Annotated in this window: 17 protein-coding genes and 4 tRNA genes; 10 read left to right on the forward strand and 11 right to left on the reverse strand. The window is 57.9% G+C overall.

Annotation, left to right across the window (positions count from 1 at the left end):
* Nucleotides 1-1,611 (forward strand): glucose-6-phosphate isomerase, encoded by a 1,611-nt coding sequence (gene pgi, locus ACR1XU_RS02675; RefSeq protein WP_480905493.1) that lies wholly within the window; start codon nt 1-3, stop codon nt 1,609-1,611.
* A gap of 188 nt (nt 1,612-1,799) precedes the next feature.
* A complete protein-coding gene (locus ACR1XU_RS02680; protein ID WP_480905496.1) occupies nt 1,800-3,419 on the forward strand; it encodes a long-chain-fatty-acid--CoA ligase in 1,620 nt (539 codons plus the stop codon).
* Nucleotides 3,420-3,440: 21 nt separating this feature from the next.
* Here the strand turns inward: ACR1XU_RS02680 and ACR1XU_RS02685 are convergent.
* From ACR1XU_RS02685 to ACR1XU_RS02700, 4 genes are all read right to left on the reverse strand, one after another.
* Nucleotides 3,441-3,515, reverse strand: a tRNA-Asn gene (locus ACR1XU_RS02685).
* A gap of 443 nt (nt 3,516-3,958) precedes the next feature.
* Entirely contained in the window at nt 3,959-5,377 is a 1,419-nt protein-coding gene (locus ACR1XU_RS02690; RefSeq protein WP_480905500.1) for a sulfatase-like hydrolase/transferase, read from the reverse strand.
* A gap of 560 nt (nt 5,378-5,937) precedes the next feature.
* A tRNA-Asn gene (locus ACR1XU_RS02695) sits at nt 5,938-6,012 on the reverse strand.
* A gap of 75 nt (nt 6,013-6,087) precedes the next feature.
* The gene (locus ACR1XU_RS02700; protein ID WP_480905503.1) at nt 6,088-7,002 is read right to left on the reverse strand and encodes an MBL fold metallo-hydrolase; all 915 of its coding nucleotides are present in this window, start codon (nt 7,000-7,002) and stop codon (nt 6,088-6,090) included.
* A gap of 48 nt (nt 7,003-7,050) precedes the next feature.
* Between ACR1XU_RS02700 and ACR1XU_RS02705 the strand changes: the two genes are divergently transcribed.
* Both ACR1XU_RS02705 and ACR1XU_RS02710 read left to right on the forward strand, forming a co-directional pair.
* Complete coding sequence (locus tag ACR1XU_RS02705) at nt 7,051-8,370, forward strand: ATP-binding protein (RefSeq protein ID WP_480905506.1); 1,320 nt, start codon at nt 7,051-7,053, stop codon at nt 8,368-8,370.
* A gap of 223 nt (nt 8,371-8,593) precedes the next feature.
* Nucleotides 8,594-8,670: transfer RNA gene (locus ACR1XU_RS02710), tRNA-Arg, on the forward strand.
* Nucleotides 8,671-8,815: 145 nt separating this feature from the next.
* Here ACR1XU_RS02710 and ACR1XU_RS02715 read toward each other — a convergent pair.
* Nucleotides 8,816-8,889, reverse strand: a tRNA-Met gene (locus tag ACR1XU_RS02715).
* A gap of 180 nt (nt 8,890-9,069) precedes the next feature.
* Here ACR1XU_RS02715 and purM point away from each other — a divergent pair.
* The 3 genes from purM (at nt 9,070) to rnd (ending at nt 11,980) form a co-directional block, all read left to right on the forward strand.
* A complete protein-coding gene (gene purM / locus ACR1XU_RS02720; protein WP_480905509.1) occupies nt 9,070-10,116 on the forward strand; it encodes a phosphoribosylformylglycinamidine cyclo-ligase in 1,047 nt (348 codons plus the stop codon).
* Nucleotides 10,113-10,709 (forward strand): phosphoribosylglycinamide formyltransferase, encoded by a 597-nt coding sequence (gene purN / locus ACR1XU_RS02725; protein ID WP_480905512.1) that lies wholly within the window; start codon nt 10,113-10,115, stop codon nt 10,707-10,709. Before purM ends, purN begins: the two co-directional genes overlap by 4 nt.
* Nucleotides 10,710-10,822: 113 nt before the next feature.
* Entirely contained in the window at nt 10,823-11,980 is a 1,158-nt protein-coding gene (gene rnd, locus ACR1XU_RS02730) for a ribonuclease D (RefSeq protein WP_170677296.1), read from the forward strand.
* Between the two features lie 6 nt (nt 11,981-11,986).
* On the opposite strand, the gene ACR1XU_RS02735 is transcribed toward rnd, so the two are convergent.
* Complete coding sequence (locus tag ACR1XU_RS02735) at nt 11,987-12,511, reverse strand: hypothetical protein (RefSeq protein ID WP_480905515.1); 525 nt, start codon at nt 12,509-12,511, stop codon at nt 11,987-11,989.
* 138 nt (nt 12,512-12,649) lie between these two features.
* Between ACR1XU_RS02735 and ACR1XU_RS02740 the strand changes: the two genes are divergently transcribed.
* Entirely contained in the window at nt 12,650-13,060 is a 411-nt protein-coding gene (locus ACR1XU_RS02740; RefSeq protein ID WP_480905518.1) for a SufE family protein, read from the forward strand.
* A 43-nt stretch (nt 13,061-13,103) separates the two neighbouring features.
* Here ACR1XU_RS02740 and ACR1XU_RS02745 read toward each other — a convergent pair whose 3' ends face one another.
* Both ACR1XU_RS02745 and ACR1XU_RS02750 read right to left on the reverse strand, forming a co-directional pair.
* The gene (locus tag ACR1XU_RS02745; protein ID WP_480905521.1) at nt 13,104-13,772 is read right to left on the reverse strand and encodes a DUF1638 domain-containing protein; all 669 of its coding nucleotides are present in this window, start codon (nt 13,770-13,772) and stop codon (nt 13,104-13,106) included.
* Nucleotides 13,773-13,932: 160 nt separating this feature from the next.
* Nucleotides 13,933-14,631 (reverse strand): corrinoid protein, encoded by a 699-nt coding sequence (locus ACR1XU_RS02750; RefSeq protein ID WP_170614919.1) that lies wholly within the window; start codon nt 14,629-14,631, stop codon nt 13,933-13,935.
* 317 nt (nt 14,632-14,948) lie between these two features.
* Between ACR1XU_RS02750 and ACR1XU_RS02755 the strand changes: the two genes are divergently transcribed.
* Nucleotides 14,949-16,013: a PA0069 family radical SAM protein gene (locus ACR1XU_RS02755; RefSeq protein WP_480905523.1), complete on the forward strand. Its 1,065-nt coding sequence runs from the start codon at nt 14,949-14,951 to the stop codon at nt 16,011-16,013.
* Between the two features lie 52 nt (nt 16,014-16,065).
* Here ACR1XU_RS02755 and gltA read toward each other — a convergent pair whose 3' ends face one another.
* Together gltA and gltX are read right to left on the reverse strand one after the other, a co-directional pair.
* Nucleotides 16,066-17,361: a citrate synthase gene (gltA, locus tag ACR1XU_RS02760; protein ID WP_170614921.1), complete on the reverse strand. Its 1,296-nt coding sequence runs from the start codon at nt 17,359-17,361 to the stop codon at nt 16,066-16,068.
* Between the two features lie 121 nt (nt 17,362-17,482).
* Entirely contained in the window at nt 17,483-18,883 is a 1,401-nt protein-coding gene (gene gltX, locus ACR1XU_RS02765; RefSeq protein ID WP_480905526.1) for a glutamate--tRNA ligase, read from the reverse strand.
* A gap of 78 nt (nt 18,884-18,961) precedes the next feature.
* Between gltX and ACR1XU_RS02770 the strand changes: the two genes are divergently transcribed.
* Nucleotides 18,962-20,995 carry a ComEC/Rec2 family competence protein gene (locus ACR1XU_RS02770; RefSeq protein ID WP_480905529.1) on the forward strand — a complete coding sequence of 678 codons (2,034 nt, stop codon included), beginning with the start codon at nt 18,962-18,964 and terminating at the stop codon, nt 20,993-20,995.
* Nucleotides 20,996-20,999: 4 nt separating this feature from the next.
* On the opposite strand, the gene lexA is transcribed toward ACR1XU_RS02770, so the two are convergent.
* Complete coding sequence (gene lexA / locus ACR1XU_RS02775; RefSeq protein WP_170614924.1) at nt 21,000-21,698, reverse strand: transcriptional repressor LexA; 699 nt, start codon at nt 21,696-21,698, stop codon at nt 21,000-21,002.
* Between the last annotated feature and the right edge of the window lie 72 nt (nt 21,699-21,770).

Here is a 21,770-nt window from a genome sequence, read left to right on the forward strand (position 1 = left end):
ATGCAGTTGGACACTCTCAAATCGCTGGCAACATCTGCGAAGGATCACAGCATTCTGGACCTGTTCGACAGCGACGCTGACCGGGCGCACCAGTTTTCGGCATCTGCCGGAGATCTGCTGTTCGACTACTCCAAAACCCTGATCAACTCCGAAATCCGTGATGCCTTGACCGGGCTTTGCGATTCTGCGGGTCTGGCCGACAAGCGTACCGCCATGTTCGGCGGAGAAAAAATAAATCAGACCGAAGGGCGTGCGGTCCTTCACACCGCGCTGCGAAATCTGGATGGCGGGCCGGTTGAGGTCGATGGTCAGGATGTGATGCCAGAGGTTCTGGACACATTGCAGCGGATGCGCGTTTTTGCGGAAGAAGTACGCGGAGGCTCGATCGTTGGGGCAGGCGGTAGCTTTACGGATGTAGTGAATATCGGGATCGGCGGATCCGACCTGGGGCCCGTCATGGCCACCCATGCGCTTTCGCCATACCATGACGGTCCAAGGCTGCACTATGTCTCGAACGTGGATGGTGCGCATATTGCGGATACTTTGCGCCAGCTGGATCCCACGCGAACGCTGGTCATAGTCGCCTCCAAGACGTTCACGACCATCGAAACAATGACCAATGCCCGGACAGCGCGCGCCTGGATGCTGGACGGCGGCGGTGACCCGGCACGTCAATTTGCCGCCGTGTCAAGCGCGCTTGACAAGACGCAGGCCTTTGGCATCCCGGAAGACCGCGTATTTGGTTTCGCCGACTGGGTCGGCGGGCGCTATTCCGTCTGGGGGCCAGTTGGCCTGCCGGTGATGATCGCCGTCGGGTCCAACGCCTTTGACGCGTTCCTGCGCGGCGGTCAGGCAATGGACCTGCATTTCCGGTCCGCTGAGTGGTCCGAGAATATGCCGGTGATGCTGGCGCTTGTCGGTGTCTGGCACCGTCAGGTACTGGGCTATCCCAGCCGCGCCGTTCTGCCCTATGATCAGCGTTTGCTGCGTCTTCCGGCTTATTTCCAACAGCTTGAAATGGAATCGAACGGCAAGTCGGTCGCCATGGATGGCAGCCCGTTGACCGTGCCGTCTGGCCCGGTTGTCTGGGGAGAGCCGGGAACAAACGGACAGCACGCCTTTTACCAGCTGATCCACCAGGGCACCGATATCATACCGTGCGAGTTCATGGTGGCCGCGGAAGGACACGAACCCGAACTGGCGCATCACCACCGCCTTTTGCTGGCCAATTGTCTGGCCCAATCCGAAGCGCTGATGCGCGGGCGTTCGCTGGACGAAGCGCGGTCGCGGATGGCAGACAAGGGTTTGAAGGGCGATGAGCTGGAGCGGCAGGCGCGTCACCGCGTGTTTCCGGGAAACCGTCCATCCTCGACGCTGATCTATCCAAAGCTGACCCCGTTTGTGCTGGGCCAGATCATTGCACTCTATGAACATCGGGTTTTCGTGGAGGGCATTTTGCTGGGCATCAACTCGTTCGACCAATGGGGCGTTGAGCTTGGCAAAGAGCTTGCCACATCTCTGGGACCGATCATCGACGGCGACGAAAAGGCTGCGGAAAAGGACGGTTCGACCGCTGCCTTGGTAGACTACGCCCTGCGTCACAGAGCCTGAATTCCCTAATAACACCGGCGCCCTTAGCGCGGTTTTGTACAATCTTTTATTGTCAGACAATTAAATGATTGGCAGGATTTGTCGGGGGAGACGCTCTGATCAGACCGCCGAGACTTGGTCCGGTGCAGATTGATGATCAGGGATCAGCGCCGCGGGCCTCTTGCGGCGCAGCCAAAGGGAGGATGCCCATGCTGGGACAGATGATGACGCAGCCATTGCTGATTTCGTCGCTGATTGATCATGCGGAACGCTATCACGGACAGACCGAGATTCATTCGGTAGAAACCGACGGAACCATCACACAGACCAACTGGTCCGAGATTTCACGAAATGCGCGTCGGCTTGCGTCCGCACTTACGCAACTGGGCCTGCAGTCGCAGGACCGGATTGGTACGCTTGCATGGAACAACCGCCGCCATCTGGAAATCTACTACGCAACCTCGGGGGCCGGGTATGTCTGCCATACTGTGAACCCGCGCCTGTTTCCCGAACAGCTTACATACATCATCAACCACGCAAAGGATCGGGTCCTGTTCTTTGACGCGACCTTCATCCCCTTGGTCGCGGCGCTGCGCGACAAACTGACCGAAGTACAGCACTACGTACTGATGGGACCGAGAAATCAGGATGCCCTGTCGCAGATCCCAGGATTGCAGTTCTATGACGAGCTACTGGAAACCGGCAAGGCGGACTTTGATTGGCCCAGCTTTGATGAAAATACCGCTGCGGGCCTGTGCTACACGTCCGGAACAACCGGGAACCCAAAGGGGGTTCTGTATTCCCATCGTTCGACGGTGCTGCACAGCTTTGCGTCGAACGCTACGGATGTCATCGGGTTTTCGGCGGTTGATGTGGTCCTGCCGGTGGTTCCGATGTTTCACGTCAATGCCTGGGGGTCGCCCTATGCCTGTGCCATGTCCGGATCACGCATGGTTCTGCCTGGCCCTGATCTGCACGGGGAAGCGCTGGTCAAGCTGATCGACAAATATGGCGTTACGCTGGCCATGGGTGTGCCGACGATCTGGCAGGGTTTGCTGGCATATGCCGAACAGTCCGGCAGCAAACTGGCCAGTCTGAACCGTACGGTGATCGGTGGTGCCGCATGCCCGCCATCAATGATCGAAACGTTCAGGGAATCCTATGGGGTCGACACTGTGCACGCCTGGGGCATGAGCGAGATGAGCCCCCTGGGCACCGCGAATGTTGCTTTGGCAAAACACCGTGACCTTCCGCTTGAAGAACAGCACAGACTGCGCGAAAATCAAGGTCGCCCGCCGTTTGGGGTCGAGCTGAAAATCGTGGATGACGCAGGCAACGATCTGCCGCACGACGGACAGACGCAAGGCGACCTGTTGGTGCGCGGGCATTGGGTGCTGGACAGCTATTTCCGGATGCAGGACGAGGACCTATTGCAGGATGGCTGGTTTGTGACCGGAGACGTCGCCACGCTGGACGCGGACGGATACATGACGATCCGCGACCGGTCCAAGGACATCATCAAGTCGGGTGGCGAATGGATCAGTTCGGTAGAACTGGAGAACATTGCCGTTGCGCATCCTCAACTGGCCACGGCCGCCGTCGTCGGCGTACCACACGCCAAATGGGGCGAGCGCCCACTGCTGGTGGCGGTCCGCGCCGAGGGGCAGGATCCGGCGCCGGACGAGATATTGTCGTTCTTTGATGGGAAAATCGCCTCGTGGCAAATCCCGGACAGGGTCGTCTTTGTCGACGCCCTTCCACTGAGTGCAACCGGTAAGGTGATGAAACGCATTTTGCGTTCAGATCACGCGAATGCGCTGACCGGTTAAGCTCTTGGTTTTCTGGAAATTTGGCTCCGGCGGTAGGGATCGAACCTACGACCAATTGATTAACAGTCAACTGCTCTACCGCTGAGCTACGCCGGAACTGAGCTGCGTGTATCAACAGGCAAAGCGGAGGTCCAGATGCAAATACGTTTTTTTGAAGGGTGAAGTACAAGATCTTCTGATTTGATACGGCTGCGACTCAAGGCGGACTTTCCTTGACGGCGCGGCCAACGGCCTCGTTAAGCCCAAAGACGGCATTCAAACTTTGTATTCTACCGCCCTTCAGAATTCAGATTGCTCTGAGTATTCTGCAGTCTTTTTGGCCAGCCCGCCCAGAGGGTCAAATGCCCAACGATCACATATCCTGCTGAACAATCCTTGCGCCTTGTGCGTTCCGCAAAGCTGCCCCGGAAAATAGGCCGGTCAAATCATGAAAACACACTTTTCTACAGTGGTTTAGGTGCCAACTGAACGGTACGTGAAACACAACCGGCCAAAACGAGTTGGCCACCAGAGCGCAATCTGGCGACGGTTCTTCTGGACTATTCTCTCCTTGACGACGGAACGAAATCTAATGGCGCTTCGACCGGTATCGGCTCTTCCCGATCCAGGCTTTTGTTGAATTCGGTGGCAATGCGGGCGGCATGTGCAACGACCCATGAATGCAGGTATGGATAATTGAAGGGTTCGCGCTCCTGCGGGTCGACGTCGAGGTTGATGATATGCGGCGTGGCCAGTTCAAGCGCCGGATCCGTGAAGGTTCGCTGTAGAACGAGGACGACTTTGAAGTTGCGCCATTTTACGCCGTACATCCGGTCACCCATCCAGTAGGGGAAGCCGTCGCGGGCCGAGAATTCAGAGGAACCTTCGAAGAATGCGCGTTGATCCACCCCGTCGATGATACGATCCTGAGGCACTTCTGCGCCGGCCCATAGCGCAAGGGTTGTAAACATATCGGTGATGTGAACTATCTCGTTCGATTTCAGGCCCTCGGGAACGACGCCGGGATAATGGATCATTGCCGGCGTCCTGAGCGATCCTTCCATGCCAGTGAAGTATGTGCCGTTCCAGAATCCGGGATGGCCGCGATCAGGCTCCAGTTCCTCCGGGCCATTGTCTCCGGAGAAGACCACTATGGTGTTGTCCCGCAGCCCCCTGTCATCGAGAAATGCCATCAGCTCGGCAAAATCCGCATCAAGCTGGGCCAGGCTGTCCGCCCAGTCACCATGACCGGTTTTGCCTTTGAATTCCGGTCGCGGGGCAACCGGCATGTGCATCAGAGTGTGGTTGAAATAAAGAAAGAACGGTTTTTCAGCGGCAAGGCTGCGATCAATAAAGTCTTTCGAACGATCAAGATACTCTCGGTCGAGGCTGAGTTTTACAGGAACGGTGAGCTCCTCAATGTTCCGGGGTGCCTCTCCTCGTGTGGACTCCATGACATAGGCCACGGGGTCTCTTTCAGGGTTATGCCATGGATCATCGGCCCAAAAGGCTTCGTCGTAGCTGTGCGCAATCCCAATCCATTCATCGAAACCCTGATCGGTTGGCCAGCGCCCCTCCGAGGCGCCAATGTGCCATTTGCCAACGATCGAGGTTGCGTACCCAATGTCTGATAGGAGTTCCGCAAGCGTACGTTCCCAAGTGACAAGCCCGCCTTCGCTTCCGGCCAGAGCCACGGTCTGATTGCCTGATCGTATTGAGTACCGCCCGGTCATAAGCGCGGAGCGCGATGGCGTGCACTGCGTCTCTGGCGCAAAGTTCATAAGTTGCATGCCTTCTTCGGCAAGCGCATCCAGGTGCTCAGTATGGGCGCCGCGAAGTATACCGCCGCCATATGCACCAAGCTCGCCATAGCCGAGGTTGTCGACAAGAAAATAGACGATATTGGGCCTGTCTTGGGCGGATGCGGTCGAAACTAGTCCCAAGAGGAACACTGCCGAACAGACAAGTGACTTGAACATTAGAATATCCCGGATTGCACCAAACCATAACGTCAATGCTACACATTTTGTGGGAGTCACAAAATGAGATCTGTATGCCAAAGTGCGTCAGGATCAGCCGACCAGGCGGTAGAGAAACACTCATGGCGGTTGGGAGCCCCTCTCGATTGAAGGCTCATGACCCTAGGGATCGGTCTGTTTCTAGCCCCGATGAGCTTCCGCTTGATGCGGGCATCAGATCTTTGATTGCAAATTCAGCTCTACGATGCGGCAAAAGGTGGTTTTGTCCGCAAGGCAGCCCTCCTCACAGGCCGCAGTAAACGATCGGTATCCTTAATTCCGATTATTCCAGAAAGTTGCTGCAATCTTCAGCTCTGAGGCCGTCCATGATCGATTGGTCTCGAATCCATTGACTACCGTTTTGCGCTATCAAAAAAATGATAGCAGGTGATTGTTGTCTGAATGGCGGCGTTGCCTGTTCGTTGCCGCCGGAGTCTTGGCAATGAATGAGCATCAAGGACGTACATTCTTCTTAAGAAGTGCAAGTTCTTTAAACAGGAGGCAGAAACTTTGAGGAGATTTGGCTCCGGCGGTAGGGATCGAACCTACGACCAATTGATTAACAGTCAACTGCTCTACCGCTGAGCTACGCCGGAACTGAGGGCCGTATAGCAACCTCGGATTTCGCCGTCCAGAGCAGAACGACCGGAAGAACGAAAATTCTTTTTGACTTATTCTACCCTGTGAAAACAAGCGTCGGTCGACAATTTTCCTGTCGGACGGACGCGCGATTTTCCCCAAAGATCAACAAGATGCGCAAAAACATTCCGCTCGGCTGCGGGCAGAAGTGTTTCTGGCGTGTCGGTGTAAATTCGTGCGGCAAGCTCACGGGCGGTGCCGGGGTTGTGGCTGAGCGTCTGCAGTATCTGGGCTTCACGGCTTCTTCGGTGGCTGATCAGCCAGTCCAGCCGGGCGGCGGGATCGGCAATGGGTGCACCATGTCCCGCATGAAAGACAGACCAATCACGGGCACGAAGACGTTCACAGGCGACCATGAAATCGGTCAGATCCCCGTCCGGCGGAGACACCAGAGAACTGGCCCAGCCCATCACGTGATCCGCTGTAAAGCACACATCACCCCAGGCGAGCGCGATGTGGTTTCCCAGATGGCCCGGCGTATGAATAACCTCGACCTGCCAGCCGTCGCCGTCAACGGTTTCGCCGTCTGCCAGTTCGACATGCGGGCGAAAATCCCCGTCTATTCCTTCACCACCTCCAACAAGACCGTTTTCCGCAAGTTCGCGCATTACGTTGCTGCGCCCGGCCTCGGGGCCGCCAAAAGCCAGAATCGGCGCACCGGTGCGGGCGGACAGAGGGGCGGCGAGGGGAGAATGGTCCAGATGGCTGTGGGTGACAAAGATGTGGCTGATCTTCTGCCCAGGGTTCAGCGCGCCAAGAATGGCGTCGAGATGCGGTTCGCTGAGGGGGCCGGGATCGATAACCGCGATGTCGCCTGAGCCCAGCAGATAAGTATTGGTCCCGCGATACGTCATCGGTGACGGGTTTGGAGCCACGATGCGTCTGAGGCCGGGTTGCAATTGCTCGGCCTGTCCTGTCGGCGGGTCGAAATCGTCGGGGGCTTGCATGGGCGATGTGCTCTTTCTCTTGCCGGTGCGGCTCGCTAGGTTTAGCGCATGTCAACGCATTGGCTCAAACCATATATGCCGCGCAGCCTGTACGCCCGGGCTGCCCTGATAATTGTTCTGCCGGTGGCTGTCCTGCTGCTGGTGGTGGGAATCGCGTTTCTGCAAAAACACCTGGAGGATGTCACCGCGCAGATGACGCGCGCGACGTCGCGCGAAGTTATGCTGGTGACCGAGGCCGTTGAACACGCGGAAACGCAGCAGCAGGTGTTGGCTGCGATACGGCCCGAACTGGCCACGCTCGAAATGCAGCTTCGGTTTCTTGACCTGAACGAACAGCCCGATGTCGGCACGCGGCGCTGGTACGATTTCATCGCGCCTCAGGTGGAAGCGGAATTGCGAACGTTGATTCCGAATCTGACGGCTGTGGCCCTTCCCAGCGGTCACGAAGCCCGGCTGTACCTGGATACGGACCTGGGACTGCTACAACTGACATTCGACCGTCGCCGCCTGTCACCTACAACGCCGCATCAGTTGATTGTGACGATGGTGTTCTTCGCCATAGTGATGACAACGATATCGTTTCTGTACATGCGCAATCAGCTGCGACCGATCACCCGGCTGGCAAACGCGGCCCAGGCCTTCGGGCGGGGCAGGGTCGTGCCGTATTCACCCGGAGGCGCCACCGAAGTCCGCGCGGCAGGAAGCGCCTTTCTGGACATGCGCGCGCGGATCGAACGTCAGATGGAACAACGTACCCTGATGTTGTCGGGGGTCAGCCACGACCTGAGAACGCCGTTGACGCGTCTGAAACTGGGTCTGTCGATGTTGCCCGAGGATGAAGCAGCGCCCCTGTTGCAGGATGTAGACGAGATGCAATCGCTGCTGGATGCATTTCTGGAGTTTTCGCGGGGTGCTGCCGAAGGCGCACCGGAAGAAGTGAACCCGGAAATCCTTTTACGGCAGATTGTGGACGACGCACAACGCGCCGGGCTAGCGGTTGAACTGGTTTCAGTCGAAGGCGGAGGAACCGTCATGTTGCGCTCGACGGCATTTCGGCGCGCCGTTGAAAACCTGATCGGTAATGCGGTTCGCTATGGCGACAGGGCAGAGGTCAGTCTGACCCTGACGCAGAAGTCGTTGCGGGTCAGGGTCGAAGATGACGGACCCGGCATCCCTGCGGAACAGCGCACCGAGGCGGTCAAGCCCTTCACCCGGCTTGATCCGTCCCGGAATCAAAACAAGGGCAGCGGCGTGGGATTGGGGCTGGCGATTGTGGCCGACATAGCCCGCGCGCACGGCGGCGTTTTGCGGCTGGCCGAAAGCAGCCGACTGGGCGGACTGTGTGCGGATATCATTATTGGACGGTAACGGCAGTTCCGGCGCGAATCGCGGCTACGATTGCGGAGGGCTTCCGGACCGGTATCTTGAAACTGCGCTCTATGGGAAGAATACCCAGTAACCTTTGCCTTTTCGGTCTTCGTTTCATATTTCGGCTGAAAGCAAATTGAGTGCCTTGGCCGGCCGTCGGTAATGCAAAAGCGTTACACCGTTGACATTGTCCGGGCATTCCCCGAATTACTTTGGGAGGCAAGGGCCGTTAGCTCATCTGGATAGAGCGCCAAATTCCTAATTTGGAGGCAGCAGGTTCGAGTCCTGCACGGCTCACCACTTTTCCGGTATTCACCCTCTCGCAGCGCAAGGTTTGCCACAACTGGCTAAGGTTATGATTCTTTACCGCGAATCGGATCTATTGTTCCTTGTCCAACTAACACCCGAACAGTGCCTGAACGTAATATGGGGAAATCCACTCTCCTAGGGGATGAGGGACTTGAACCCCCAACCAAAGCGTTATGAGCGCTCTGCTCTAACCAATTGAGCTAATCCCCCAGGAACACGCGCTACGTACAGCAATGTTATCGGCACGCCAAGAGTGTTCGGTGCTCAATCTGAAATTCTTGGCGTTCACGGCATCCGGCGGCGTCCAGTGACACACCTGTTGCGCCTGACCGTTGCAACGCGCGGCGCAATCGAATAACCCGCGCGAATAGCATTCAGGAAGGGTTGGCCATGACAGCGGGCAAGAACGGAATCACCTATGCTGACGCAGGTGTCGATATTGATGCGGGAAACGCATTGGTGGACCGCATTAAACCTGCGGCCAAGCGGACCAACCGTTCCGGAGTGATGAGCGGCCTGGGCGGGTTTGGCGCCTTGTTTGATCTGAAAGACGCGGGATACACCGATCCGATCCTGGTCGGTGCGACGGACGGAGTTGGAACGAAACTGCGGATTGCCATTGATACTGGCGTTGTCGACGGCGTGGGCATCGATCTTGTCGCCATGTGCGTCAACGACCTGATCTGTCAGGGGGCCGAGCCGCTGTTTTTCCTGGACTACTTTGCGACCGGCAAGCTGGATACCGATACGGCCGCCCGGATCATCGAAGGTATTGCTGAAGGTTGCGTTCAGTCCGGCTGTGCCCTGATCGGTGGTGAGACGGCGGAAATGCCGGGCATGTACCCGGAAGGAGATTTCGATCTGGCCGGCTTCTCGGTCGGTGCCATGGAACGCGGTGCGCATCTGCCGGCAGGTGTGCAGCAAGGCGATGTTCTGCTGGGACTGGCCTCCAATGGGGTGCATTCCAACGGGTATTCGCTGGTGCGCAAACTGGTCGAGATGTCGGGCCTGGGCTGGGATGCAGATTCTCCGTTTGGTGACGGATCGTTGGGCGAGGGATTGCTGACCCCGACACGGCTTTATGTGAAACAAGCACTGCAGGCGATCCGGGCCGGGGGCGTACATGCGCTGGCCCATATTACCGGCGGCGGTCTGACCGAAAACCTGCCTCGGGTTCTGCCCGACGATCTGGGTGCCGAAATCGATTTGAGTTCGTGGACACTGCCCCCGGTCTTTGGCTGGATGGCTCAGGTCGGCGGTATTGCCGAGGCCGAGATGCTGAAGACTTTCAACTGCGGCATCGGCATGATCATTGTCTGCGCCGCTGACCGTGCTGATGAATTGGCAAACCTGTTGACCGAGGCCGGAGAAACCGTTTCCCGCATTGGCACCGTTACCGATCAGCCCGGTGTGTCCTATTCCGGTAAATTGCTGTGAGCCATAAGCGCGTCGCCATCCTGATTTCCGGTGGCGGATCGAACATGGTGTCGTTGGTTGACAGTATGACCGGCGAACATCCGGCGCGACCCTGTCTGGTTCTGGCCAATAACGCGCGGGCCGGCGGATTGCAGAAGGCTGCAAATCGGGGCATTCCGACCGCTGTGGTGGATCACCGCCCGTTCAACGGTGATCGCGCCGCTTTCGAAGCCGAACTGTTGAAACCCTTGCAGGAAGCACAGCCGGATATTGTGTGCCTCGCCGGATTCATGCGGGTGCTGACCGGCGATTTCGTTTCCCAGTTTCAGGGCAGGATGCTGAATATCCACCCCTCTCTGCTGCCCAAGTACAAAGGTCTGGATACGCATGCCCGGGCCATCGCGGCGGGCGACGCAGAGCATGGATGCTCGGTGCACGAAGTCACCGCCGCGCTGGATGACGGGCCGATCCTGGGACAGGCGCGAGTCAGGGTCGAAGCAGGCGATACGCCGGAATCTTTGGCGGAGCGCGTGCTGGCCTGGGAACACAAACTGTATCCTGCCGTGCTGAGAAGGTATGCAGAAGGCAACAGGTCGCCAGTTCTGCTGCCGTGATCCGCTGTGGGTGATTTACACGCGGCTGTTATTCTGCCTATGGTTTGCTCAAAGGCTCGGGACGAGGTCAAAAACGGGCAGTTGAAAGAACAAGAGCAAGAACAGTACGGCGAATGAAAACCCTGACAACGACGCAAGAGCTGGCCGCATTCTGCAAGGCCGCGGCGGACTTCCCTTATGTCACCGTGGACACCGAGTTTCTGCGCGAGCGTACCTATTATTCGAAACTCTGCCTGGTTCAGCTTGCCGTCCCTTCCAACGACGAAGACAGCGCCGTTCTGGTGGACCCACTGGCGGATGGGCTGTCGCTTGAACCGCTTTTCGACCTGTTTCGGAATGAGGACATCGTCAAGGTGTTCCACGCTGCGCGTCAGGATCTGGAGATTTTCTGGGTCGAGGCGGGTGTCTTCCCAAAACCCCTGTTCGATACGCAGGTGGCCGCAATGGTCTGCGGATTTGGCGAACAGGTCGGCTATGAGACGCTTGTGCGCAAGATTTGCCGACAGGGCGTCGACAAGACTTCTCGCTTTACGGATTGGTCACGGCGCCCGCTGACCGATGCGCAAAAGACCTATGCGCTGGCGGACGTGACCCACCTGCGTCAGATTTACGAACATCTGGCGGCTGAGCTGGAAAAAACACGCCGCAGCCATTGGGTGGCCGAAGAACTGCGCACCCTGACCGAGGCTGGCACTTATGAAATGCGGCCTGAGGAAGCTTGGAAGCGTGTCAAAACGCGCACGAATTCGGCAAGATTTCTGGCTGTCGTGCGTGAGCTTGCCAAGTTTCGCGAGGCATACGCGCAGGAAAACAATGTGCCACGCAGCCGCGTGTTCAAGGATGACGCATTGATCGAGCTGGCATCGACCAAACCGAAAACGGCATCAGATCTGGGCGGTTCACGTTTGTTGCTGCGCGAGGCGCGCAAAGGCGCAATTGCCAACGGGATTCTGGCAGCGGTTGAAACAGGTGTGAATTGCCCTTCGTCGGATCTACCGCTGGTCGACAAGGCGCGCGACAACCTCAAGGTCAACCCGGCGCTATCTGACTTGCTGCGCGTTCTGCTAAAGTCAAAAACCGAAAGTTCGGGTGTGGCGGCCAAACTTATTGCAACCAGTTCCGAGCTGGATCAGATCGCAGCGGGCGAACGTGAACTGCCAGCCATGTCGGGTTGGCGGTTTGAGGTGTTCGGTGAAGACGCCCTGAAACTGTGTGAGGGCAAGATCGCCCTGGCCGCCAAAGGGCAGGTCGTGAAGGTCGTTTCCCTCTGACGCCGATCAGCGCCGCCGCGATTCCAACGTGTTCTGCTGGCCGACCACCCGCACCAGACGGATGGATTGCAGATCCTGCAGGCTGACATTGATCGCGTCCGAAACCATCCGGGACCGCTCGGAGCCCTGACGCGTCTGGGCTTTTGGGTAATTTACCCGAAAGCCAAATTCCAGAACGCCGTTTTTCGAGTTCTCTTCACTAACAACAGGAACCAGACGCGCATTGAAGGCGCCCTGGCGTATTGCCGTGCCGGATGCATAGACAATTGCGCCCGAGGGTGTTGGATCGATCCTCAGTTCATCGATCCTTGCCAGCAGGACGCTCATATCCGCTTCTTCGGGGCGGGAAAACAGGCCGGTTCCGGTGCGTTGCTTCGGGATAAGCGCATTGGCTTCGTCGACCGGAACTTCCTCCGGTGGGGGCGTGCCCGGACCAAACCAGTTCGAAGGGTTCGCCCGAGAATCGCGCCAGCTATTGCAGGCAGACAGGGTCAACGATGCGACCATTAGAAAGGTGAGTGTTTTTTTCATGGTCTCAAAGCCCTGAGCAGTAGTTCCGACAATGGGTTAGCGCAATTTCCATGCTTTGAAAAGCCGGACTGGGACTGGACAGACGCGCATGCTCGGCATAGGTCAAAAAAGTGAAGGTAACAAAAGGACCGCGGCAACATGGCAACGCCTGCCTTTGAAGAGATCGTCGAGGATTTCGAGTTCCTTGAGGACTGGGAAGACCGGTATCGTCATGTCATCGATCAGGGCAAGGCGATGGAACCTCTGGACGATGCGCTGAAGGTTCCGGCCACAAAGGTTCATGGATGCGCCAGCCAGGTCTGGCTGCATCCGATGATCGACAACGGTGTGTTTCGTTTTGATGGCGACAGCGATGCGCTGATCGTGCGCGGCCTGATTGCGGTGTTGCGGTCGTTGTACAATGGGTTGCCAGTGCGTGACGTGCCGATGGTGGACGCCGGCGGGGAACTGGCGAGATTGGGTCTGAACGATCATTTGTCAGCGCAACGGTCCAACGGCCTGCGTTCGATGATCGAACGGATTCGCGATGTAGCGCGGGAAAACGCTTGATCGGGACTGGCGAGCGGCCAGTCGCGCACACCCCAAGGTATTTTCAGACAGAAGAAGACCGGGCTGCCCAGTCTGCCAGGGTGGTTTCGAGATCTCCGTAGCCGGTAAACCGCCGCTCGAATTCCAGGCCCATCCGGTCGGCGCAGTCGCGCGCGCGAGCGGTCAGATCGGGGTCGTCGGTTTGTGCCTGGTACACCAGCTTGGTGTAGTTGCCGAAATACATGTCGCGCAGTTCAGGGTGCCGGTCGAGGCCCAAAGGTTTCCAAATGAACGCATCGAACTGGCGGGCCAGAAAGTCGGTCAGATAGAAAGCCGTGGTTTCATCCTCGCCGCGCGCCTCGAACCGGGTGTTTCCTTCGAAGAAGGAATAGCAATGCGGTCCCTGAACCATTTCGACGCCCAGTTCGGCGCACGCCTTTTGCAACAGCCCTCCGGTTCCGCAATCGGCGTAGACAACAAAGATCTGGTCATAATTGTCGCGATGTTTGGCGACGGCGTCCTCAACGGCCTGAGTGATGCGATCGGGGTGGATGTGCAGGATGGCAGGCAGGCAGGTCAGCGCCATGTGATCCCAGCCGTTACGCTTTTTCAGATCCAGAATTTCACGTGCCAGCGCGCCGCAAGCCAGCAAAAGGATGCGCCCCTGCTTTTCATCGTCGGAATAGCCTTCGGTTGTAAGGCTGGCATCGTCAGGTAGACGGTCCTGTTGCATTGTGTTGCCTCCCGGGCAGTCCTTTGATCAGAAAAGGCGCGATCCATCCATGTGGCAAGCCCTGTCGCGAAATCGATTGGCAACACGGCGAGAATTGCGACCGGGCGAACAAAAAAGCCGCCCGGTGGCGGGCGGCTTAATGAACTCAGTCCTGAGCTTGTCAGCCCGCCATTTGATTGTGCTTGCGCGACACAAAGTCCTTGGCGGTTTCCACAGCCACGGCCGCATCGCGGCAATAGGCGTCTGCGCCAATCGCTTTGCCGAACTCTTCGTTTAGGGGCGCGCCGCCTACCAGAACAATATAGTCATCGCGAACGCCCTGTTCGACCAGGGTGTCGATCACCACCTTCATGTAAGGCATTGTGGTGGTCAGAAGGGCCGACATGCCCAGAATGTCCGGCTCTTCCGATTCCAGCGCTTCCAGGTAGTTTTCGACCGGGTTGTTGATGCCGATGTCGACCACGTCAAAACCGGCACCTTCCATCATCATCGACACGAGGTTTTTGCCGATGTCGTGGATGTCGCCCTTGACGGTTCCGATCACCATCTTGCCCACGCGTGGGGCACCGGTTTCGGCCAGCAGCGGCTTCAGGATCGCCATGCCACCCTTCATCGCGTTTGCAGCCAGCAGTACTTCGGGAACGAACAGGATGCCGTCACGGAAGTCATGGCCAACGATGGTCATGCCGCCGACCAGCGCTTTGGTCAGAATGTCGTAAGGGGTCCATCCGCGTTCCAGCAGGATGTTCACACCTTCTTCGATTTCTTCTTTCAGGCCGTCATAAAGATCGTCGAACATCTGTTCGACAAGTTCGTCGTCATTCAGTTCGGACAGGACGATGTCTTCCTCATCGGACATGGGGCATTTCCCTGAGCTGTGCGGACCCTTGGCCCGTGGTGGCGTTTTTCCCGTTTTGACCATTTTGCCGCAGTTCGACTGTGACGATTGCGACGTCGGCCGTTCCGGGACCGACTTATAGGTTAAATTATTGACCCGCCCGAATGAATAATTTGCAGAATGATCCTGCAACTCATTCAGATTATGGCAAAGCCACGGACCTATGGCCTGACTCTGGATTCCATCGCTGTAGCGCGGCGATAATTTGGCGGAAATCGATGCTTGTGTCGGGGAAAAGCTGCATCTAAATTGCAATGGAACAAAAAGAGAACAACGGGATGCAGCAACCTAACATTCGTGGCAGAGGTGTCGCGACAAACGCAACGGGGCGGTTTGAACGGTTGCAAACCATTGCCTGCGATGACGGTTGGGACATTGAAGAAGATCTTCCGCCCGTACGCACGGAGTTGCGAGATGAATCCGCCCGTAGCCTGATCACCTATAACCGGTCGCCGGATCTTTCGTTCGACAGATCGGTTAACCCTTATCGTGGGTGCGAACATGGGTGCGTGTATTGTTTTGCTCGCCCGACTCATGCCTACCTGGGATTGTCGCCGGGCTTGGATTTTGAAACCCGTCTGATTGCGCGCCCCAACGCCGCCGAAATCCTGCGGCGCGAGATGTCATCCAAAAGCTACCGGGTTGCGCCAATAGCAATCGGTACGAATACCGATCCCTATCAGCCGGTCGAGAAAACCCGTTTGATTACAAGGTCGTGCCTGTCCGTTCTCAAGGACTTCCAGCATCCGGTCGCGGTTGTCACCAAGGGTGCGCTGATAGAACGAGATCTGGATATTCTGGCGCCCATGGCTGAACGCGGATTGGCGTGCGTCGGGGTTTCTTTGACGACGCTGGATGCGCAACTGTCCCGCAGGCTTGAGCCTCGTGCACCATCGCCACAGCGCCGCCTGCGGATGATCCGGCAGTTGGCTGGGGCAGGGGTCCCGGTTCGTGTCATGACCTCACCGGTCGTGCCCGGGCTGACGGACCACGAGCTCGAAAGCCTGCTTGAGGCCGGGAAGGAGGCCGGGGCCGAGTCCGCCAGCTGGATCATGCTGCGCCTGCCACGGGAAGTCTCGGAGCTTTGGCGCGAATGGCTGTTGGAGCATGAGCCGGCACGGGCGAACAAGATCATGTCATTGTTGCGGGACATGCATGGCGGGCGTGAATACGACCCGCGTTGGGGTCACAGAATGCGCGGCGAAGGTGAATATGCGCAGATCATCGCCAAACGCTTCAGGCTGGCGACCAAACGATTGCAACTGAGTACCCGGACAGCGCCTTTGCGGTGTGACCTGTTTGAACGGCCGCCTCAGGCTGGGGACCAACTTAGCCTGTTCTAACGAAAAACGCCCCGGGCAGGCCGGGGCGTTCTGCAAAAATAGTCAGCTGCGATCAGCGGTTTTCGATATCCACATAGTCGCGCATTGTTTCGCCCAGATACAGCTGGCGCGGACGCCCGATCTTGTTCTGAGGATCGGCGATCATCTCTTTCCACTGGCTGACCCAGCCAACGGTGCGGGACAGCGCAAAGATCGGGGTGAACATCGAAGTCGGGAAACCCATCGCTTCAAGAATGATGCCCGAGTAAAAGTCGACATTCGGGAACAGCTTCTTCTCGGCGAAATACGGGTCATCCAGCGCCTGCTTTTCCAACGCCTTTGCAACCTGCAGTTTTGGGTTGTCTTCGATACCCAGCAGGTCCAGAACCTCGTCCGCCGATTGCTTCATCACCTTGGCGCGGGGGTCAAAGTTCTTGTAGACGCGGTGGCCAAAGCCCATCAGGCGGAACGGGTCGTTCTTGTCCTTGGCGCGAGCGATGTACTCCGGAATACGATCCACGCTGCCGATCTCTTCCAGCATCTCAAGACAGGCCTGGTTGGCGCCGCCATGCGCAGGACCCCAAAGGCATGCAACACCCGCTGCGATACAGGCAAACGGGTTCGCGCCCGAGGACGAAGCCAGGCGCACAGTCGAGGTCGAGGCGTTCTGCTCGTGATCTGCGTGCAGCGTCAAAATCCGGTCCATTGCTCGGCTCAGGATCGGGTTTACTTCATATTCTTCTGCCGGCACTGCAAAGCACATGCTCAGGAAGTTGGACGCATAATCAAGATCATTGCGCGGGTAAACGAAGGGTTGGCCGATGTGGTACTTGAACGCCCAGGCGGCAATTGTCGGCATCTTGGCGATCAGACGGTGCGACGCGACTTCACGCTGGTGTGGGTCCGAAATGTCCGTGGAATCGTGGTAAAACGCCGACATTGCACCAACAACGCCCACCATGATCGCCATTGGATGTGCGTCCCGGCGGAAGCCACGGTAGAAATACTGCATCTGCTCATGCAGCATGGTGTGGCGCGTGATTGTGGTTTCGAACTTCTCCAGATCCTTTGCGACCGGCAGTTCCCCATAAAGCAGCAGATAGCAGACTTCGAGGAAATGCGACTTCTCTGCCAGTTGGTCGATCGGATAGCCCCGATGCAGCAACTCACCCTTTTCGCCGTCAATATAGGTGATCGTGCTGTCGCAACTCGCGGTCGAAGTGAATCCAGGATCATAGGTAAAGACACCCGCCTCGCTGTACAGTTTGCGGATGTCGATGACGTCGGGCCCGGCGGTCGGCGAATGAACCGGCAACTCATAATCCTTGCCATGGACGTTCAGAGTGGCTGTTTTTTTGCTGTCGGTCATCTTTGTCCCTTCCTCAATCAAGCGCTGGCCGGATCACAGTCCGACCTTGCGGCGACGGCTGTACGCAGGCGTACAGACCGGGTGTTAGCCGAGCAGCGTTACCCGAATATGAAGATTGGGTTTATTTCGCTGCATCAGAAAGCCGCGCCAGGGTCTCATCCCGTCCCAGCACAAGCATCATGTCAAAAACCGAAGGCGTTACAGCCCGACCCGCCAGCACTGCCCGCAAGGGACCAGCCAGCTTGCCGAACTTGAGCCCCTGAGATTCAGCAAACGAATTCAGGGCGTCCTCCAGCTCGCTTCGCGTCCAGCTAACATTTTGCACGTGCGGCGTCAATTCTCTCAGTATACCATCGGATACAGATGAAAGAGCTTTTGCCGCTTTCTCATCGGGTTCGATGGGGCGCGACGTCAGCACAAAATGTGCTTTTTCAAGCAGTTCGGGGAAAGTCCGTGCCCGATCCTTGAGGCAATACATCGCACGCTCGAGATCACCACTTTGTGTCGCGCTGAGAGCGGGTTCGCCGGCGGCGGCCAGGTAGGCTTCGATTTCTTGCCGCAGTGCAGCATCGTCCGAAATCGCGACGTGCTGGCCGCACAGGTTTTCCAGCTTTTTCAGATCGAAACGGGCCGGGCTTTTGCCGATACCGTCCAGGTCGAACCACGCCTTGGCCTGTGCATCGGTGAAGAACTCATCATCCCCATGGCTCCAGCCCAGACGCGCCAGATAATTGCGCATTCCGGCGGCAGGATAACCCATTGCCTGGTATTCCTGTGCCCCCAATGCGCCATGGCGTTTGCTGAGTTTCTTGCCGTCAGGCCCGTGAATCAGCGGGATGTGGGCCCAGACCGGGACATCCCAGCCCATCGCCTGATAGATCATCATCTGGCGGGCAGCGTTATTAAGATGGTCGTCGCCACGAATGACGTGGGTCACGCCCATGTCATGATCATCGACCACGACGGCCAACATATAGACGGGGGTGCCGTCCGAGCGCAGCAGAACCATGTCGTCCAACTGGTCGTTGCGAATGGTCACGTCGCCCTGAACCTGATCGCGGATTACGGTGCTGCCTTCCTGCGGGGCCTTGATGCGGATCACATAAGGCGCGTCGGGGTGCGAGGCCGGGTCGGCGTCGCGCCAGGGGCTGCGGAACAGGGTCGATTTTCCCTCGGCCCGGGCCTGTTCGCGGAAGGCGGCGATCTCGTCCTGTGTCGAGAAACACTTGTAAGCCTTTCCTTCGGCCAGCAATTGCAGCGCAACTTCGGCGTGGCGGTCCGCGCCCTCGAACTGGCTGATCACATCCCCGTCATGATCCAGACCCAGCCAGGCCATGCCCTGCAGGATGGCTTCTGTTGCTTCCGGGGTCGAACGTTCACGGTCGGTATCCTCGATCCGCAGCAGGAACTTACCGTCACGTCCCCGCGCATACAGCCAGTTGAACAGCGCGGTCCGCGCGCCACCGATATGCAAAAAACCGGTGGGGGAAGGGGCAAAACGGGTGACGACCTGATCGGACATTGTGTTGATTAACCTTTTGGTAACCGTGTCGGGTTTAGTTTGGCGCCTGTCTAACGAGCCCGAAGGACGGGGGCAACCATGCGCGTTCTTGCACGGATTGAGGTCGCGCTGCGGAACCAGAGTGGGTCCTTGTTCCACTGGTCTCCGGTTTGTCTGGCCGCAGGCATTGGCCTGTACTTCAGTTTGCGGTTCGAGCCGGACCGGGAGCTGTATGTTTGGGTGGCTGGAATTGGCTTGGCAATCGGGATCCTCGGGGTTCGGTTGCGGTCCGGCTGGGCGGCGTTGGCATTGGGGGGTGCGCTGATCGCTGGCGGGTTCATTCTTGCTGGCGCGCGTTCCCAAATGGTGGCAGAGCCGGTCCTGTCGTGGCGTTACTACGGCCCGGTCGAGGGGCGGGTCGTGGCCCTGGATCGCTCTGCGTCGGATGCGCTGCGGGTCACGCTGGACCGGGTACGACTAGGGGATCTACCCGTGAACAGCAGGCCCCGGCGCATCCGGCTTTCGTTGCACGGTAGCGTGGGGCCTTTGGTTCCGGGGCAACGGATTATGACAACGGCTCATCTTTCGCCACCCCAGGGTCCGGTGGAACCTGGCGGGTTCGATTTCCGCCGACATGCATGGTTCCAGCGCCTGGGGGCCGTTGGGTACACGCGCGTTCCAGTACTTACCACCGAAGCGGCGACTGTAGGTGATGGCCATATTTGGATCGCGTCCTGGCGTGCCGCGATTTCGAGCAAGGTCCGTTCAGTCCTGCCCGGTGAGGTCGGAGGATTTGCCGCTGCCGTTACAACCGGGGACCGCAGCGGTATGGGACAATCCACGCTTGAAAGCCTGCGGGCCTCGAATCTGGCGCATCTTCTGGCGATTTCCGGCCTGCATATGGGGCTGCTGACCGGGTTCGTTTATGTGGTTTGCCGTATCGGGCTTTCTGCGGTTCCACCATTGGCGTTGCGCGCACCAGTTCGAAAACTGGCAGCGCTGTGCGCTCTGTTCGCTGCGGTGATCTACCTGCTGCTTTCCGGCGGAAATGTCGCCACGGAAAGAGCCTTTATCATGGTTAGTGTTATGCTTGGGGCCGTGCTGATCGACCGGCGAGCGATCTCTCTGCGCACAGTAGCGGTAGCCGCATTAGCAGTATTGGTTCTGCGCCCGGAATCTTTGCTGAGCCCGGGCTTTCAGATGTCATTTGCTGCCACTACAGCCCTGGTTGTTGTGTTTGGTGCATTGCGAGATTTTGGCCCGCTCCCCTGTCCCAAATGGCTTAGACCGGTTGCAGGAGTCCTCTTGTCATCTGCAATTGCAGGCTTGGCAACTGCCCCGATCGGCGCGGCGCATTTCAACACTATGTCGCACTACGGGTTGCTGGCGAACGTTTTGTCCGTACCTGTGATGGGAACAATCGTGGTGCCATCGGCCGTGGTTGCGGCCTTGCTGTCACCCTTTGGGCTGGAAGCATTGGCGTTAAGCGTCATGGGAGTCGGCCTGCGTTGGATTTTGGGCGTTTCCGAATGGGTGTCAGGGCTGGAAGGCGCGCAGGGCTTTGTCGCCAGCCCACCAGACTTTGTGCTGCCGGTGTTTGCGCTGGGTGCTTTGTGGTTATCTCTGTGGCATGGCAAGGCGAGATGGGCCGGTGTGGTGCCCGTTGCCATGGCTTTTCTGTTGTGGGGGCAGGGGCATCGCCCCGAGGTTCTTATCGCCGATTCCGGCGCGTTGGTTGGTGTGATGACCGAGAACGGTCGGGCGCTGAGCAAGGCGAAAGGAAGCGGCTTTGTCGCGTCGGTCTGGCTTGAGAATGACGGTGACGGTGTTGATCAGGTGCTTGCAGCCGGAAGGTGGCCGCAGACGGATAAAAAAATCGCCCGATATGACCTGAAAGGCACTGAACTGGTACATCTGTCCGGCAAAAAGGCGGTTCAACTGTTTGATGAATGCAAATCCAACCAGATCATCGTGTCTGCTTTTGAACTGTCGTTGAGCGGGGGATGCCAAATCATCGATGCTGGGATTCTGCGACAGACCGGCAGCCTTTCCATCTCGGGTCAGACTGTGCGAACAAGCTCGGAACTGTCGGGCCAAAGGCTATGGTCCCCGGGCAGGCCCGGGAACTCCTGAGCGGTCAGTAAGTTCGGATCAGGCCGACGAGTCGCCCCTGAACCCTGACTTTGTCCTCGGGCAGAACACGGGTTTCATAGGCCGGGTTTGCGGCTTCCAGCGCAATGGCTTGGCCACGGCGGAAGAACCGTTTCAATGTCGCTTCCTGCTCTTCAACAAGGGCCACCACGATATCGCCGTTGTCTGCGGTCGATGTTTCCCGGATTACAACCACGTCACCGTCGTTGATCCCGGCATCGATCATCGAGTCACCGCGAACCTCAAGCGCATAGTGTTCGCCCTTGCCGGACACCATCGTGCCGGGAACCGCCACGCGATGCGATACATGGCTGATCGCTTCGATCGGGACACCAGCAGCGATCCGCCCCATGACCGGCAATTCCAGTGCGTCGACTGAAACAGGTTCGAAATTCGCAGGGCGCGGGCCCGCTGGTTTGTCACCTTCAATCACGCGGGGCGAGAATGCGGCCGTGGGTTCGCCACCGAGACTTTCAGGCAGCTTCACGATCTCGATCGCGCGCGCCCGGTGGGCGAGGCGTCGGATAAACCCGCGTTCTTCCAATGCAGTGATCAGGCGATGAATGCCGGATTTCGATCTGAGGTCCAGCGCCGCCTTCATTTCATCGAAACTTGGCGGAACACCGTCCGACTGCACGCGTTTGTGGATGAATTCCAGCAAATCCAATTGCTTCTTGGTCAGCATTGCTCACACCTCGATGGTCATGCGTTTTCTTTTGTTCTACGCATGTTCACGTTTTGTGTCAACGGATTTGCC

Source organism: Ruegeria sp. D1(2025), assembly GCF_056536425.1.

Bases quoted from the DNA above. Each gene is read 5' to 3' on its own strand.
- pgi (WP_480905493.1), top strand. From the start codon at position 1: ATGCAGTTGGACACTCTCAAATCGCTGGCAACATCTGCGAAGGATCAC.
- ACR1XU_RS02680 (WP_480905496.1), top strand. From the start codon at position 1,800: ATGCTGGGACAGATGATGACGCAGCCATTGCTGATTTCGTCGCTGATT.
- ACR1XU_RS02690 (WP_480905500.1), bottom strand. From the start codon at position 5,377: ATGTTCAAGTCACTTGTCTGTTCGGCAGTGTTCCTCTTGGGACTAGTT.
- ACR1XU_RS02700 (WP_480905503.1), bottom strand. From the start codon at position 7,002: ATGCAAGCCCCCGACGATTTCGACCCGCCGACAGGACAGGCCGAGCAA.
- ACR1XU_RS02705 (WP_480905506.1), top strand. From the start codon at position 7,051: ATGTCAACGCATTGGCTCAAACCATATATGCCGCGCAGCCTGTACGCC.
- purM (WP_480905509.1), top strand. From the start codon at position 9,070: ATGACAGCGGGCAAGAACGGAATCACCTATGCTGACGCAGGTGTCGAT.
- rnd (WP_170677296.1), top strand. From the start codon at position 10,823: ATGAAAACCCTGACAACGACGCAAGAGCTGGCCGCATTCTGCAAGGCC.
- ACR1XU_RS02735 (WP_480905515.1), bottom strand. From the start codon at position 12,511: ATGAAAAAAACACTCACCTTTCTAATGGTCGCATCGTTGACCCTGTCT.
- ACR1XU_RS02740 (WP_480905518.1), top strand. From the start codon at position 12,650: ATGGCAACGCCTGCCTTTGAAGAGATCGTCGAGGATTTCGAGTTCCTT.
- ACR1XU_RS02745 (WP_480905521.1), bottom strand. From the start codon at position 13,772: ATGCAACAGGACCGTCTACCTGACGATGCCAGCCTTACAACCGAAGGC.
- ACR1XU_RS02750 (WP_170614919.1), bottom strand. From the start codon at position 14,631: ATGTCCGATGAGGAAGACATCGTCCTGTCCGAACTGAATGACGACGAA.
- ACR1XU_RS02755 (WP_480905523.1), top strand. From the start codon at position 14,949: ATGCAGCAACCTAACATTCGTGGCAGAGGTGTCGCGACAAACGCAACG.
- gltA (WP_170614921.1), bottom strand. From the start codon at position 17,361: ATGACCGACAGCAAAAAAACAGCCACTCTGAACGTCCATGGCAAGGAT.
- gltX (WP_480905526.1), bottom strand. From the start codon at position 18,883: ATGTCCGATCAGGTCGTCACCCGTTTTGCCCCTTCCCCCACCGGTTTT.
- ACR1XU_RS02770 (WP_480905529.1), top strand. From the start codon at position 18,962: ATGCGCGTTCTTGCACGGATTGAGGTCGCGCTGCGGAACCAGAGTGGG.
- lexA (WP_170614924.1), bottom strand. From the start codon at position 21,698: ATGCTGACCAAGAAGCAATTGGATTTGCTGGAATTCATCCACAAACGC.